General features: G+C 57.5%; 9 protein-coding genes. 3 read left to right on the top strand and 6 right to left on the bottom strand.

Annotated elements, in window-relative coordinates; all coding sequences use genetic code 11:
* Nucleotides 1-386 precede the first annotated feature (386 nt).
* Entirely contained in the window at nucleotides 387-1,811 is a 1,425-nt protein-coding gene (locus VL197_13965) for a kelch repeat-containing protein (protein ID HUJ19084.1), read from the top strand.
* 543 nt (nucleotides 1,812-2,354) lie between these two features.
* The gene (locus tag VL197_13970; protein ID HUJ19085.1) at nucleotides 2,355-2,906 is read left to right on the top strand and encodes an HdeD family acid-resistance protein; all 552 of its coding nucleotides are present in this window, start codon (nucleotides 2,355-2,357) and stop codon (nucleotides 2,904-2,906) included.
* A gap of 299 nt (nucleotides 2,907-3,205) precedes the next feature.
* Here the strand turns inward: VL197_13970 and VL197_13975 are convergent, their stop codons facing one another.
* The 4 genes from VL197_13975 to VL197_13990 all read right to left on the bottom strand — a co-directional run bounded on the left by VL197_13975 (nucleotide 3,206) and on the right by VL197_13990 (nucleotide 7,767).
* Nucleotides 3,206-3,616, bottom strand: coding sequence for a hypothetical protein (locus VL197_13975; protein ID HUJ19086.1), 411 nt, complete (start codon nucleotides 3,614-3,616; stop codon nucleotides 3,206-3,208).
* A 263-nt stretch (nucleotides 3,617-3,879) separates the two neighbouring features.
* Entirely contained in the window at nucleotides 3,880-4,989 is a 1,110-nt protein-coding gene (locus VL197_13980; GenBank protein HUJ19087.1) for a beta-propeller fold lactonase family protein, read from the bottom strand.
* A gap of 153 nt (nucleotides 4,990-5,142) precedes the next feature.
* Nucleotides 5,143-7,080, bottom strand: coding sequence for a PKD domain-containing protein (locus tag VL197_13985; protein HUJ19088.1), 1,938 nt, complete (start codon nucleotides 7,078-7,080; stop codon nucleotides 5,143-5,145).
* Between the two features lie 42 nt (nucleotides 7,081-7,122).
* The gene (locus VL197_13990) at nucleotides 7,123-7,767 is read right to left on the bottom strand and encodes a porin family protein (GenBank protein HUJ19089.1); all 645 of its coding nucleotides are present in this window, start codon (nucleotides 7,765-7,767) and stop codon (nucleotides 7,123-7,125) included.
* 465 nt (nucleotides 7,768-8,232) lie between these two features.
* Between VL197_13990 and uvrA the strand changes: the two genes are divergently transcribed.
* On the top strand, nucleotides 8,233-10,983 hold the full coding sequence (gene uvrA / locus VL197_13995; GenBank protein HUJ19090.1) for an excinuclease ABC subunit UvrA: 2,751 nt from the start codon (nucleotides 8,233-8,235) through the stop codon (nucleotides 10,981-10,983).
* A gap of 182 nt (nucleotides 10,984-11,165) precedes the next feature.
* Here the strand turns inward: uvrA and VL197_14000 are convergent, their stop codons facing one another.
* Both VL197_14000 and VL197_14005 read right to left on the bottom strand, forming a co-directional pair.
* Nucleotides 11,166-12,293: an efflux RND transporter periplasmic adaptor subunit gene (locus VL197_14000; GenBank protein ID HUJ19091.1), complete on the bottom strand. Its 1,128-nt coding sequence runs from the start codon at nucleotides 12,291-12,293 to the stop codon at nucleotides 11,166-11,168.
* A gap of 225 nt (nucleotides 12,294-12,518) precedes the next feature.
* Nucleotides 12,519-15,773, bottom strand: a complete 3,255-nt coding sequence (locus VL197_14005; protein HUJ19092.1) for an efflux RND transporter permease subunit — start codon at nucleotides 15,771-15,773, stop codon at nucleotides 12,519-12,521.
* Nucleotides 15,774-15,790 lie beyond the last annotated feature (17 nt).

Genomic DNA, 15,790 nt, shown 5'->3' on the forward strand with positions numbered 1-15,790 from the left:
CTCTTGGATATGAAGCAATATACAGCGAGCGTACTATATTTTGGCGAAACGGGCAAGGTAAATGTGACGCTGACGTGGGCCGGAGAGACGATGCGGGGTTATTGAAACCGACGGGGAGACATTGATGCGACATGGCGACCATAAGACTGTGAATCTGACGTTGTTACTAAGAAGTCGCCCCGGTACCCTGTCGCTTCTCTGTCGCCCATCGCCGCCCTTCGAGTTGATATGCCGTCTGATTTTGAAGCATTCTGCGCTTTTTTGTAATATCCCGGAAATACCCTATCTCTTCGTTTGACTTCTCATCACACCCTATCTGATATCATTACTATAGAGACAATAGTCTTTTTGCTGTTTTTTAATGAACTCACAGGGAGGATCGCGTCATGAGGCCGGTCTTGATCAGGCTGTCTCTATTGTTTGTTGTCTTGTCAGCGCTTGTATCCTGCAGCGGGTCCGGAGGAGGAGATGTAGGTACGCTGTCGGGCGGCCCCGTGGGGAACGGCAGCGGCAGCGGGGGGAGCGGCGCTGCCGGCACATGGATCTGGAAGGGCGGGAGTACGATCAGCGACCAGACGGGGACCTATGGGACACAAGGAGTCCCAGCTTCGGGCAATGTTCCCGGAGGCCGCGTGGAAGCCGTATCCTGGCTCGATGGGAGCGGAAACTTCTGGCTCTTCGGGGGCGACGGTTTCAGTTCAACCAGCGGCTTGGCCGCCTCTTTTCTGAACGACCTTTGGAAATTCGACGGAACCAGCTGGACCTGGGTCAAGGGATCGATCTTCACTCAGGCGACGGGGACGTACGGCGTGAAGGGCACCGCGGCCGCCGTCAACACGCCCGGCGCACGCTCCGGCGCGGCCTCCTGGTCTGTGGGCAGCGACCTCTGGCTCTTCGGTGGATTCGGTTTTGGTTCCAGCGGCTCATCCGGATCGCTGAACGATCTCTGGAAGTTCGACGGCACGTCTTGGACGTGGATGAATGGTGCATTCGTGACGAACCAGACGGGAACCTACGGGACGAAGGGCCTTGCCGACCCGGCCAATATTCCGGGTGCCCGGTTCCGTGCGGCAACGGTAATTGATGGAAGCATTGTATGGCTTTTCGGAGGACGAGGCTATGATGGTACCGGCGTCTTTGGGGATCTCAACGATCTCTGGAAATTCGACGGCACCAACTGGACCTGGGTAAGCGGGTCAAACACAAGCGATCAAAGCGGTTCGTACGGAGCAAAAGGCATTCCCAACTCCGCCAACATGCCCGGCGGACGGGAATCGGCTGTTCTCTGGATTGATGGAGGCGGCAACCTCTGGCTTTTTGGCGGCACCGGCCGTGATTCAACAAGCGGGTCCGGGGGATATCTGAACGACCTCTGGAAATTCAATGGGACGACGTGGATCTGGGTGAGCGGGGCAACAATAGTCAATCAGTTGGGAATATACGGGACACAAGGCGTTGCAGCAACGGGAAACGCGCCCGGATCTCGTAATCCGGCGGCATCCTGGATTGATTTGAGCAACAACCTCTGGCTTTTTGGAGGGTTTGGCTACGACTCGGTATCACTTGGCGATATGAACGACCTCTGGAAGTTCGACGGAAAGAACTGGACCTGGGAGGCCGGAGCGAAGGTGCTGGAGACATTCGGCATTTATGGGTCGAAAAATGTGGCCGCGGCAACCAATTACCCGGGATCCCGGGACTCTGCGACGAGCGCCGTCGGCGGCAGCCACACCATATGGATGTTCGGAGGCATGGGCAACGGCTCCGGCACGACCGGACGCCTGAATGACCTGTGGCTGCATCAGCCGTAGACGCGAGGTGCCTGGCGGAGGGAGGTCTAATTGGAAATTAGGAATGTGGAGTGAGATGCGGATGCGTCGATCAGAGATGCTATTAGATGTTAGATGTTTAGATGTCATTCCCGCGAATGCGGGAATTCTGTTCAGGTATTTTTTTCCACAGATTACACAGATTAACGCAGATGGATTCTAAATGAGAAGAAGAAACAGGGACTTTAGATCCGGCTTGCTTCGTTTTAAACCCAGAAGTCTTTTCAGTTTTTTCTGCGACATCTGCGACATCCGCGGATATATATTATAGATTGGTCTTTCACGTCTTCTGAAAGTTATTCACGCCGAGTAGTTACATTCGATGTTAAACGATGCCCCCGTTATCATTTAGCACTACAAAAACCCGATGCCGGTTCAACGAGCTTTCCCCTGCTACTTTTTTCGAATTGACATCCTGTGCGGCCGGAGGTCTATTTGAATCGGTAAGGCATGTTGGCAGGTAGAACAATGAAAATAAACACCTCGTCGGGGTGTACAAGACCGTCCAGAAAAGGGGTGATTCATATGTTGAGTGTACTGTTCCGTTACTGGTGGGTGTTGCTCGTCAGGGGGATCCTGGCGATCCTGTTCGGCATTGCGGCCTTCGTGTGGCCGGCCATAACCCTCACGACCCTGGTCCTCTTGTTCGGCGCCTACGTTTTCGTGAATGGAGCCTTCCTGATCATCAATGCCGTGGGCAGCAGGAAGGAAAAGGAGGACTGGTGGCTGCTGCTGATCGAAGGCCTTCTGGGTATCGGCATCGGGCTCATGACCGCGTTCGCACCGGGCATTACGGGCTTGGCGCTGCTCCTGTACATCGCTGCCTGGGCCCTTGCTGCGGGGATTCTGGAGATCATAGCGGCGATCCGTCTCAGAAAGGTAGTCACCGGGGAGTGGTGGCTTGCGGTGGGAGGCGTAGTTTCCATCATCTTCGCGCTTCTCCTGATGCGGTTCCCGGCCGCTGGCGCGCTGGGCTTTGTCTGGCTCATCGCGGGCTATGCCTGCGTGTTTGGCGCGATCATGATCGTCCTGGGCTTGAAGGTGCATAGGCTCGGGGAAAAGCTGCACATGGTTTAACAACGTGGCAGAGGATGTTCGTTGAGGGGGTCCCGCGAATGCGGGAAGCCGTTGAGGAATTTTTTATCCACAGATTACGCAGATTTCACAGATTAAACGAAGCCGAAATGATTGGCTTTAAAGTCTGCGTCCATCTGCGACATCTGCGGATAGATCGGTTTTTCGCGTCTTTATGAGACCGTTAATAACCCCGGGATTGCGCAGTCCATCCCGAGCCATAAAGTGAGACCGCTTCGCCTTCGGCTCGCAACAACGGCGGGGACATTATCTCGTCCCTGCTCTGATAGACAGGGACAGGCTTACTGATTGGTCGAGGCCATGAGACGTTCCCTGTCCTTGAAAAGCATGTCGCACTTATTGACATAGAGCTTCATCACGATGCCTTTGCCGAACGTCTGGTGATTGACAATGTCGCCTATGCGGTATTTCGAAGCCATGCTGTAGTCCCGCTCTTTTCCCTTTGCCTCTGCAAGGCCGGCCGCCCAGATGATCTCCGCTGTAGCTGCTTCCGCGCCTTCTTTTTTCGCTCTCGGCTTCCGGACCTTTTGAGCGTCCAGGGGGCTCCTGAATTTGTGCATGCTGCCGCACATCTTGCATCTCACTTTCGCCACCGTCTCCCCGTCCATGGTCATGACGGTATGATCGCGATTCACTTTGCACTTCCCGCAATAGGACTCAATGTTATGGCCTGGCGAATTCTTTTCCGGCATACTGCCTCCTTCTTTACCTATCAGGATATATTTCTGACAAAAGAGCCTGTACCGCAAATCTGGTCGAAGAGAGAGGTGAATTCGGCGAGATGTTCAATCTGCGCTTCTCTTGGATAGAAGCATTATACACCTTCCCGGCGGAAAAGCTTTAACTCATTTTGGAATAATACAAGGCTGAATCTTAAGGGATTCGGCGCTGCAGCGTTTCAATCCCCGCCGGTGATACCCTTGTATCCTTACTGAACATATTGCAGTGCAGTCGCTCACTGATGAGTGGAAACAGTCGTAACGGAGCGCGGGCCGATCCCTGCTGCTACCGTCGGGCTTGCCATAGTTACGAGGCCGCCATTCGCATTGATCGAGTACTGCGAGACGTTGTTGCTGATTATGTTCGCAACATAGGCATGCTTGCCCGAGGCGTCGATGGTGACGGAGACGGGCTGTATCCCTGCCGCCACGGTCGGAGTTGCCATGGACGCGAGACTGCCGTCGGCATTGATCGCGTACTGCGAGACGTCGTTGCTGAACAGGTTCGCTACATAGACATATTTACCCGAGGGATCGACGGTGATGGACATGGGCTGCGTCCCGGCCACCACGGTCGGAGTTGCCATGGACGCGAGACTGCCATCCGCGCCGATCGAGTACTGCGAGACATCGCTGCTGTTGTAGTTCGCCACATAGGCATATTTGCCCGAAGGATCAACGGTGATGGATTCGGGGCCTGTCCCGGTCGCAACGGTCGGGGTTGCCATGGACAAAAGGCTGCCATCCGCATTAATAGTGAACTGCGAGACGGTGTTGCTGAACAAGTTCGCTACATAGGCATATTTCCCCGAAGGGTCGACGGCGACGGAAAGGGGCTGTGCACCGGCCGCCACGGTCGGAGTTGTCATGGACGCGAGGCTGCCGTCAGCATTGATCTTGTACTGCGAGATGTCAGTGCTGTTCTGGTTTGTCACATAGGCATACTTGCCCGAGGGATCGACGATCACCGAGGAGGGGGCCGCCCCGGCTGCTACAGTGGGAGTTGACATGGACGTAAGGCTGCCATCAGCATTGATCTTATACTGCGAGACGTCGTTGCTGCCGTTATTCGCTACATAAGCATATTTGCCCGAGGGGTCGACTGCGACGGAAACGGGAGTCGACCCGGCCGCCACGGTCGGAGTTGCCATGGACGCGAGGCTGCCGTCAGCATTGATCTTGTACTGCGAGACGCTGAAGCTGGCTTCGTTCGCCACGTAGGCGAAACGCGGTTGGATAGAGGCTCCTCCGACTAAAAAGACACCGCCCCCTCCGCCTCCGCCGCTGCAGGAGAGGAAAATCGCAACAACTGCAATCAGGATCAGTACCACAGTAACCCTTTTCATGGAAAGTCTCCTTTTGTTTAGTTTATTCAGCGGGGCTGCTTTTTTTGGAGGTCAAGGCCCGGATCGCGTTCCCCGGGCTTTGTTGCCGCAACTCGAAAGGAAAATGGAGAAATGTTTCTTTACGAGAAATCCTGATGCCGGTCCTTCTCCCTTTCAATATTTTACAATTCCGAAATCATTTATAAGTCCCGCTGCCGCATCGGCCTGCATAATAACGAACATATTAGTGCCGCCACTGTTGTAAAAGACGAACTTTCCGTGCCCGGGATAATCGGTGCCGCCGGTAATGAAATGCGGGAGCGCAATCACATTTTGAAGGGCGAAGAGTTTATCATCAAATATCGCGACTTCGATATCCCCTGGGAGCGGGATTGCCGCAACCTTTCCGACAGCCGAAGAATCGGCAACGTACTGAACATCGACGAAGCTCAAACCTTCCAGAGCCGCTTTGGGCGGTACCATATCCGGGGTAGTGCCGGTAGATGCTGCATAAACGGAGCCGCACCGGGAAATGAAGCCTGTTCCATCCTCCAGCATCCAGAGCTCTCCGCAGGCAACATATATCCGGCCTGCAACCTGAGAATCATACAGGAAGACTGGAGCTCCTGATGAAATGTCGAATTTTTGGGTAGAATAAGAAACCCCAGCTGCGTACAGAACACTTCCGCTCGGATGCAGTTTTGCTCTTGTCCCTGCATTAGGGAATAAACCTGCTGCAGGGGTGGCAACACCCGTACTTATGTTCACGCCAAAAAATGATCCCAGGTCCGGGAACGCATACACGTAACCGTTCCCGGCAAGTACGATATCAGTTATATTGCCGTTAACAGAGAGTGTTGTGGTCACAGCTCTTGACACAAGATCCACATAGGAGATGGTCCCCTTGTGGCCGATGGCAGCGTACAAGCCGTCGGGGCTTACGGAGACACTCGAGGGCAGAGCGGATAGATCGACTGCCTGGTCCAGGTTGGCGACAGGGTCATAGATGTGGAGCTGGTTGGACGGCGTGCCTGATACCATGATGATCCGGTCCATTTGCCTGCTGTATTCCGCGTCGATGACTTTAAAGGGAAGCCCGGCAACGGGTCTGTTTGTTATAACGGCAACAGTTACCGTATCGGGTAGGCTGTTAGTATACCCGTTATAGAAGATCTGGAGACTCAATTCATATATTCCCTCGAGGTCAGCCGTAAATGTCGGGTGAATCGACGCCGGATCAGAAAGCGTAGCGGCGCTGCCCACCGGCATTTGCGTAAAGCTCCAGGCATAGGTCATGGGCCTGCCTGCCGAATCATGACTGCCGCTCCCATCAAGGGTGATGAGGGTAGAAGGACCTGTCGTGTGGTATTGATCCGGACCGGCATCGGCCACTGCGGTGAGACCCGCGTTCACCGCAACCTTATCAATGCCGGTGGAGTATACCGTGCCGTCGTATACGGAGAGATAACAGTCATAAATGCCGGGGACATCAGGCGTGAAGGTCGGATTGACGGCATGATCATTGGAAAGGACAGCAGTGCTGTGCGTCGGCGCCTGCATTGTCCAGGTGTAGGTCAGAGGATCTCCGTTCGGATCGGAGCTGGCGCTGCCATCGAGCGTAACGAGGGCTCCGATATTCACGCTCTGGTCCGGACCCGCATTCGGAACAGGTGGGTCGTTATAGGCTGTAATGTCGACGGAATCGGGACTGCTTGACAGCGATCCGTCCGAGACAACGAGACTTACTCTATATAAACCCGGGCGATCGGCTTGAAACGTGGGATTCGCTGACGATGCGTTTGAAAGAACCGCGCTGCTGCCGACGGGCATGGAGTCGAATTGCCAGGAATATGTCAGTGAACTCCCTTCCGGGTCGTAGCTCTGGCGTCCATCAAGCGTTACGGTACTGCCACTTGCTAGGTACTGGTCTGCGCCTGCCATCGCAATTGGCTTATTGTTTCCCGGGCCTATAACCGCCCCCGGCCCCGACGGGACAACCGAGCCCGGCCCCAGAAATCCGTCACCGTTCATACCGCAACCGGCAAGCAGCAGGAACAGAGCAAGTCCGAGGCAGGCGATTGTAAACATTTTTTTGTTGATCGAATTTTTCATGATCAATCTCCCGGATCCCCTCAGGATGACGACTAGGTCGCGTTAGAAATGATACGCCGTGGTCAGGAGCAAACTGAAACCGCTCCCGTCTGTTCCGCCGCTGACTGAGCCGCTGCCATGAACGCCTTCCGCATTTGTGTAGTCGACATACCGGTACATCGCTCCCACGGTCAAGGACAGGTTCGGACTGACGTACGTATCTACGCCGGTCCCAAAATTCAGACCCGACCCGGTAAATTTCGCGTCCCCTGTTTCTCCGGTAAAGAGATCCGCCGCTCCCTGTTTAATCACCAGGCCGTTATAACTGATGCCGAACAAGAGGTATGGCTGAACGGTTCCCGATGTTGCGAAGCTGTATTTTCCATTGACGCTGAAGCTGTTGTAGCTGACATCTCCCGAGAAACCTTCCCATGTGCCCCGGTGGCCCGAGCTCATGAAGTTCAGTTCGATCGCCCAATGATCGTTTATTCCATACCCGCCGAGGACATCGAAGCCGAAGGCGTTGTTGATGTCAGGCATGATGATGACTTCCGTTCCGCCCTCAAGGCCCGAATGCCCGTCGAAATCGCCATTTATCGTATTGTAGGTGGCACCGGCGCCTATATAGAATCCCTTCTTTGCCTCTGCCTTCGAAGTTACGGTAAGCACCATGACCAAAGCCATCAAAAAAACGATTGTCCTGAACATCCGGCTCTCCTTGACATAGTTATTCACGACGTTGTCCATCGATAATGCACGCGACCTGTTGAGCAGTCTTGATATTAAGGTCACAACCGCCTTGGTTCACAAACTTTTTGCCATTGTGTCCGATGGAGGGAAGTACATTAAATTCGGAATCAGGAATTAAGAGAGCTACTCGAAATGATTGATATCTTGATGAATAAAAGTGCACTATCGTTGAATTGGTATTTTAATTATACGGATGCACAGTGTATTGTCAAGAATATCGATGGGGTATTTTTGGGGTATGCCGTTCGCACTGCGGCATAGAGGTCGAGAACATTCCCCGGCATGAGAAGCGGTTTAAATTGCTGCAGAAAGTTGCATTTAGAAAGAAGCATATAAGGACGGACAACTCATCTTCTCCCCTGTAGTGGTCAACCCTTATCCAGCATCCGCTTGCCTGCCGTGTTATAATAGTAGACTTTCCTCATGAAGTCCGAACTTATCATAAAGGGCGCGCGCCAGAACAACCTCAAGAACGTGAGCCTCACGATCCCGCACGACGCCGTGACCGTGGTCACCGGCCTGTCAGGCTCGGGCAAGTCATCCCTGGCCTTTGACACGATCTTTGCCGAGGGGCAGTGGCGTTACATCGAGTCCCTGTCCACGTATGCCCAGATGTTCCTCGAGAAGCTCGACCGCCCGGACGTGGACGAACTCCGGAACGTGCGGCCTGCCATCGCGCTCGAGCAGCGAAACCCGGTCAGGACATCGCGCTCGACAGTCGGGACCGTGTCCGAGATATACGACTATCTCCGGCTGCTGTTCGCCAGGATCGGGAAGATCGTCTGTCCGAAGTGCGGAAATGAGGTGAAACGCTCCCACCCCTCCTCGATCGCGGATGATCTTCTGCTCGGCTATCCGGAAAAAAGGATCTACATTCTGTTCCGGGTTCCTGTTCCTCCGGCCGGCCTGGGCGCCCTCCTGATGGAACTCCAGAGCAAGGGCTTTGGAAGGATCAAGCTGGGCGAGGAGATAGTCGAAAGTGCGGCGATCGATCCGGGGAGAAGGGATCTGACCGAGCTGCTGGTGCTTCTGGACCGCCTCGTCGTCAATCCCGGATCCCGGGCGCGGCTGGTCGAGTCCGTAGAGACGGCGCTCCGTGAGGGAAAGGGAGAGGTCCTTGTTGAAGTGCTGGGAGACAAGGCCCTCGTCTTCAGCCAGGCGCTCAAGTGCGCCTCCTGCGGTGCGCTCTTCGAGCCTCCGCAACCCCTCCTCTTTTCCTTTAACCATCCCCTCGGCGCCTGCAAGGAGTGCAACGGCTTCGGCAACATCCTGCGCTATGACGAGGACCTGATCGTGCCGGACAGGTCCCTGAGCCTGAAGCAGGGAGCCATCGATCCCTGGACCAAGCCGTCCTATAAGTGGTGGATGCGCCAGATGCTCCCGGGTGCGAAGAAGGCGCGGATCGACACGAATATTCCGTACCGGGACCTCTCCCAGGCCGATCGGGAAATGCTGTTCAAGGGAACCGACGACTTTTACGGGGTCGACAATTTCTTCGAGCATCTCCAGGGCAAGCGCTACAAGCTCCACGTGCGCGTGTTCCTGAGCAGGTACCGCAAAGCAGCGACCTGCCCGGTTTGCAGGGGAACGCGGCTCAAACCCGAAGCGCTCATCGTCAAGGTGGGCGGGCTTGACATAGCCCGGGTATCAGCCATGCCCGTTTCGGACCTCGCGAAATGGTTCCGCGATCTCCCCCTCGGCGGGTTCGAGCACCAGGCAGCGAACGATATCCTGCGCCGGATGCAGATGAAGCTTTCGTTCTTCCTCCGCGTGGGACTCGGCTATCTCACGATCGACCGGCAGACGCGGACGCTTTCAGGCGGCGAAGCCCAGCGCGTGAACCTCTCAAACCAGCTTGCGCTCGGCCTGACGGGCACCCTGTATGTGCTCGACGAGCCGAGCATCGGACTGCACCCGCGCGACACGGAGCGGCTCGCTGAGATCATCCGGGAACTGTCCGCCGGGGACAATACCGTGCTCATGGTCGAGCACGATAAAGCGCTCATACAGGCTGCGGACCATGTGGTTGAGATGGGGCCGGGAGCGGGCGAGCGCGGAGGCCGTGTTGTGTTCGCGGGACCTGCACGCAATTTCCTGAAGAGTTCCTGCCTCACGGCAAAGTATCTTTCGGGCGAGGAAGCAATCCCGGTCCCCATCAGGAGGCGGAAAGAGGAGCGAAAGTTCCTTGAGATCCGGTCGGCTTCGGAGAACAACCTGAAAGGGATCGATGTGCGCATTCCGCTCAGGACCCTGACCTGCGTCACCGGCGTCTCGGGCTCGGGAAAGTCCACGCTCGTACAGGACACGCTGTACCGGGCCCTCGCGCGCGAGTTCGCCCTCCCGGTCGAAACGCCGGGAACTTACGGGTCGCTCGCAGGGCTCGAGCATATCAGGGGAGTCCGGCTCATCGACCAGGAGCCGATCGGCAAGACGCCGCGCTCCAACCCGGTCACCTACGTGAAGGCCTTCGACCTTATCCGGAACCTTTTTGCGGGACTGCCCGACTCGAAACGAAAGAAGTTCGGACCCGGCCATTTTTCCTTCAATGTTGCGGGCGGAAGGTGCCCGGCGTGCGACGGCGCCGGTGTGCAGAAGATCGAGATGTACTTTTTCGAAGATATGTTCATCACCTGCGAGCAGTGCGGGGGCAGGCGCTACAAACCGGAGGTCCTCAGGGTACTCTACAAGGGAAGAAGCATCTCCGACGTGCTCCGGATGACGGTGAGCGAGGCCCTCACCTTCTTCGAGGGGCAGCCGCGGCTCCAGGACAGGCTCCGCTCGCTCACGGAGGTCGGGCTCGGATATCTCCGCCTGGGGCAGCCGGCAACAACGCTGTCAGGCGGGGAAAGCCAGCGGCTCAAGATATCCCATGAACTGGGCGACTGGAAACTGCACGATATAGTGTACATTCTCGACGAGCCGACGACCGGCCTCCACATGGACGATGTCAAGCGTCTGCTCGGCGTGCTGGATGCGCTCGTGATTGCGGGGAACACCGTGATCGTCGTGGAGCACAACCTCGACGTGATCAAGACCGCTGACTGGGTCATCGACCTCGGGCCCGAGGGTGGCGAAGGCGGCGGCAGGATCATAGCGCAGGGCACGCCTGAAGAGGTAGTGGAAGTCGAAGAGTCCTCTACAGGGAAATATCTCAGGGAGGAACTGGGACGGTAGTCGAATGGGCTGGATTGCGATCGAATCTACGTAAGTGTGAACAACGATCTGCCACTAAACGGGAAATGTCATTCCGAGCTCAGCGAAGAATCTCGCATTTCCAACTACCTGAGATCCTTCACTTCGTTCAGGATGACGGATTAAGCTCGTTTTGCAACAGACTGGAAAAGTCCACAAGGATGCTATCTCGCGGTTGCTTCGACCGGCTGCACCTGCGCACCGTCGGCGATGCCGAAGCCGGGATTCAGTACCAGTTGCTGCCCTTCCTCAAGCCCTGAACGTATCTGGACCATCTTCCCGTCGCTGTCTGCCACCACAATGGGCAGAAAATGAACCTTGTCGCCCTCCGAGATGATCGCGGCAAAGGCCTTCTCTCCCTTCATCAGAAGCGCCTCTGCGGGAATTTCAAGGGATGGCGAGGTCTTGAGCTTCAGCGACACCTGCACAAAGCTTCCGGCCAGGAGCAATCCCTGCTTATTATCGACGTCGAGCTCCGCCAGGAGCGTCCGGGTCTTGGGGTCCAGCTCTCCGCTTATCCTGGTGATGGAAGCGGCGAGCTTGACATCGGGACGGGAGGGATCGGTTATCTCGGCGCGGTTTCCGATGCGGACGACGGCCGCGTCCTTCTGGTCAAGATAAACGTATACCCGCAGTCTGTCCGTCTGGGAGACCGACACAAGCGGCAATGCCGTTGTCTGAGAGTTGGCAGCGCTCTGAACCAGGGCGCCGGGGTCCGCAAAGCGGGCGGTCACGGTGCCACGAAACGGCGCGCGAAGGATTTCATACTCTTTCTGGGTCTTGAGCGCTTCCGCATTCGCCTCGGCTTCGCGGGCGGCGGCTTCGGCATGATCGGCGTCCTGCTGGGAAACAAGGTTCTTTTCCACGAGGATCTTTTCACGGCCCGCGTCCCTTCGCTTGTCCTGGGCGTCCACAACAGCGGACTCGTACTGGCGGTCGAGCTCAGGCGATTCGATGACCGCAAGGACCTGCCCCGCATTCACCCGGTCTCCTTTATCGACCCTGATCTCTTTCAGGTAGCCGCTCACCTTGGCATAGAGGGTGACCGCGGCATAGGGCCTCGCTTCACCGGTGAGCCGCAGCAAACGTTCTCCCGAGGAATGTCTTGCAATGACGACCTGGACCTCAGGACCGGCCTTCACCGCCGCGAGCCTGTCCCTTGTCTCATTCATGAGATAGCCCCTTCGGTTCTCGAACAGGACCAGCAGCAGGATGAAGGCAAGGGCAACCAGGCCGGCCCCGGAAATAAAAAGCCTGCGCGCTCCTTTCGACGTTGAGACTTCCTTAGTCATGGCCACCTCCTGCGTCTGAGCGGCATATCGTCAAACGTTCACCACTCAGGAGCAAAACCTTTGATACACATCAAGGCGGATATCCTTATGATTTAACGGACAAGATTAGATTTCTAAGATCGGACCTTATCATTGCTTCTTTCAGTGAAATCAGTGTCAAAGATTTCTTCTCCTTTTTTCTATTTTTTCTCTGCGTCCTCTGTGGTAAATGATTCTTCCCGGTTTTCATGAAGCCTTTCCCTCCCGGATCTCCGCTTCGAACCGCTCGTCCAGCTCATGCTTGGACGGCGGCTTTGTGCGCAGCAGTGTGTAGATCACCGGAACCACATAAAGCGTCACGAATGTCGCCATCAGAAGCCCGCCGATCACGGCGCGGCCCAGGGGCGCGTTCTGCTCGCCTGCCTCGCCCATGGCGAACGCCATCGGCAGCATTCCAATGATCATGGCAAGGGCGGTCATGAGCACGGGACGGAGCCGCGCCTTTCCCGCTTCCACGGCTGCCTCGATCGGCGTCGCTCCCGTCTCGACCCGGATGTCGTTGGCGAAGCTCACGAGCAGGATCGAGTTTGCCGTGGCGATCCCGACCGCCATGATCGATCCCATGAGCGACTCCACATTGATCGTCGTCCCGGTCAGCGCGAGCATCCAAAGGATGCCCACGAGGGCGCCCGGGACCGCCATCATGATGATGAACGGGTCGAGCCAGGACTGGAACAGGACGACCATCAGGAAGTACACGAGCACGATCGCGAGGACAAGCCCCAGGGCAAGGCTCTTGAACGACTGGTTCATCACCTCGTTCTGGCCGCGAAGGTGGATCCGGGTGCCCGGCGGAAGCGGCCTGAGGACGTCTATCTTCTTTTCAATATCAGCGGCAACGGAGCCGAGGTCCCGTCCCTCTACGTCGGCCTCGACGTCGAGCACCCGCTGAACCGTGTAGTGCGAGATGTTCTCTGAGCTCGCCGCATGGTAGACCGTGGAGAGGTTCGCGAGCGTCTGTGCCTGCGCCTGGGGCGTGCCGGTCAGGGGCGGCGCCGCCTCGGGTTGAAGCAGGCCGGAGGCCCCTGACGGCGTCATCGGCATTGAACGAAGGCGGTCGAGCGAGTCGATGCGGTCGGGCGGTATCTGGACGGCAACGGTGTAGTTCACGTTGTTTGCCGGGTTCAGGAAGAAGGACGGCGCCACGAGGACGCTCGACGAAAGGGAGACGAGGGCGTTGTTCGCCACATCGCGCTCGCTCATCCCGAGCTCGGCTGCGCGCGTCCTGTCCACGTCCACCTGCAGCGTGGGGTAGTCCAGGACCTGGTTGATATGCACGTCGGCCGTGCCGGGGACCTCGCGCATCGCGTCGCGGACCTTGAGGGCGTAGCCATAGGAACGGTTGAAGTCCATGTCTTCCACCTGCACGTCAAGGGGGGCGGTGAGCCCGAAGTTCAGGACCTGGGTCACGATGTCCGCTGCCTGGAAATAGAAGCGCGACCCGGGGAAGGCCCGCGGCAACTCCTGGCGGAGCTTTTTGCGGTACAATGCCGTCGGCCGGTGCCCCGGCTTGAGCGAGATAAGGACCTCCGCGTCCATGCCCCCGATGTTTTCGGTCTGGACAAAAGCAAGGTTGTAGAAAATCGGGACCCCGACCATGTCGTTGATGGTGTCGATCTCCTGCGCGGGGATGATCCTGCGGATCTGTTCTTCCACCCGGTCAACCAGGCGTTCCGTGTCCTCGATGCGGGTGCCGGCGGGCGCCCGGAAGTGCAATTTCATGAGCCCGGTGTCCACGGCCGGGAAAAAATCCATGCCGACCACGAAGACCAAGCCGATGCTGATCACGACGAGAAGGCCCGCTATGGTCAGCGTGAATACGCGGTGATGGAGCACCGTCTCGAGGGATCGGCCGTAGGCCTCCTGGAACGAGGTATAGACCCGGTCGCGCCTTTGGTTGAACAGGAGGGCGATATGCTTGAACCTGGGCAGGTCCTCGCTCCGGACCCCGGTCCCGAGGTGCTCGCCTTGCATGAGCATGCGCGAGAGCACGGGCACGAGCGTCCTGGAGAGGACGTAGGAAGCAAGCATCGACGTCACCACGGCAAGGGCCAGGGGTGTGAAGAGATATTTTGCCGCCCCGTACAGCAGCACGACCGGGAAGAAGACCACGCAGATGGCCAGCGTGGATACGATCGCCGGCACCGCGATCTGCGTCGAGCCGTCCACCACCGCGGCCAGGAGCGGCTTCCCCAGGGCGCGGTTCCGGTGGATGTTCTCCACGGCGACGGTGGCATCGTCCACGAGCATGCCGATCGCCAGGGCCAGGCCGCCCAGGGTCATGATGTTGATGCTGTCACCGGCGAGGTTCAGGCAGATGATCGCCGCAAGTATCGACAGGGGGATGGAAACCGACACGATCACCATGCTGCGCCAGGAACCGAGGAAGACCAGGATCATGAGCGACACGAGGATCGAGGCCAGGATCGCCTCGCGGACGACGCTCTCGATCGCGCCACGGACGAAGACGGACTGGTCGAAATCGATCTTGAGCTCCATGCCCTCGGGCGCGGCCTCCCGGATCAGCGGGAGCATGTCCCGCGTGGCGTCAACGACGGCCAGCGTCGAGGCATCGGCATGCTTCAGGATCGCGAGGTACGTTGCCCGCCGTCCGTTCACGCGCACGATATTGGTCTGCTCGGCAAAGCTGTCAGACACCCTTGCCACGTCGCCCAGGTAGACCGGCGCATTGCCCACGATCTTGATCGGGATGCTCCTGAACTGGTCGATGATCTTCGGGCTGGAATTCAGCAGGACGTTGTATTCCGTCCCGCCGATGCGGGCCGTTCCCGCGGGGATGATCGCATTGGACGACTGGAGCGCGTTCACCACGTCGGCCGGGGAAAGCCCGCGCCCGGCAAGCGCGTCGGGGTTCACATCGATCATGATCTGGCGGTTCTTCCCGCCGAAGGGCGCCGGGATCGAGAGCCCCGGAATGGTGAACAGCCGCACGCGGATGAAGTTGAGCCCGTAGTCGAAGAGCTTCTGTTCGGGGATGGTCTTGCCCGAGACCGTGAGCTGCGCAACGGGTACGTTGGTGGCGCTGAACTGGACGATGGTGGGCGGCTGCATTCCCGGCGGCGCGATCCGGAGGATCGTGAACGAGACCGACGATATCTGGGCTATGGCCGCGCCGATGTCGCTTCCCGGCTGGAAGTAGACCTTCAGCATTCCCACGCCCGGAATCGACTGCGACTCGATCCGCTGGATGCCGTTTACGGTGGTCGAATAGGCCCGCTCGCTGATGAGCACCACTCGGCGCTCCATGTCCTCAGGCGAGAGTCCGGGGTAATTCCAGACGACTACGACCACGGGAATATCGATGGCCGGAAATATATCCACGCTCATCCTGCCGGCGGAGAGCGCACCGAGCACGATGAGCAGTAAAGCCGTCACGGCTATCGTATAAGGCCGCCGCAGGGCCAATCGTACTATCCACATAGAGCGTGAACCTTCCT

The sequence above is a fragment of the Nitrospirota bacterium genome (assembly GCA_035516965.1).
In the GTDB taxonomy this organism is placed as follows: domain Bacteria; phylum Nitrospirota; class UBA9217; order UBA9217; family UBA9217; genus MHEA01.